Source organism: Photobacterium aquae, from assembly GCF_001029445.1.
In the GTDB taxonomy this organism is placed as follows: domain Bacteria; phylum Pseudomonadota; class Gammaproteobacteria; order Enterobacterales; family Vibrionaceae; genus Photobacterium; species Photobacterium aquae.
The window spans coordinates 1-517 of the sequence record NZ_LDOT01000084.1 but is presented as its reverse complement, the minus strand read 5'-3'; the positions used below and the strand labels follow the sequence as shown (position 1 = coordinate 517).

The following is a 517-nucleotide window of genomic DNA, read 5'->3' as shown; positions in this document are numbered from 1 at the left end:
GTGTGACCTCGATAATTTCAATGGTGTCGCCGTCCGTCCCGGCAAAAGCCAGCGCGGCGGTGGTTTCCAGTTTGATATGCTCCCCGGCAGCCAGTGACCAACCGCCCCCAATGACCACGGGCGCAGTGTTTGCCGAACCCGCTTTAACCAAAACGTGACAACGTGACGAATTAGCCGGAAGCTCGGCTTTTTGGGTAGCAAGGCTCAACACTTGCCCGGCAATGCCTTCACCAATAATGGGTTTGGTGGCTAATGCCGTGGTGCTGTAGACCCGAACCGCCTGCCCGTTTTCCAATTTCATCCGGGGCAATTCGCCAATCGCCAGTTTTTGCCCTTCGGCCAATACCATTTCCGGCATCTGGGTAACGACAAAGCCCTGATCTGCCTCGAAGGCCATCGGCGGCATCTTGCCAATATCAATGGCCTGATTCGGTGACAGCGTCACACTCGGCATGGCAGTGACTTCGACCTCGCGCCCATCGGACGGCGGTACATAACGACCATAACCGCAGACAAT

General features: G+C 56.5%; 1 protein-coding gene. It reads right to left on the bottom strand.

The genetic code is table 11. The features are described from left to right. Positions 1 to 517, bottom strand: a 517-nt coding sequence (locus ABT56_RS24370) for a hypothetical protein (protein ID WP_047881230.1), incomplete at both ends; no start/stop codon positions are given.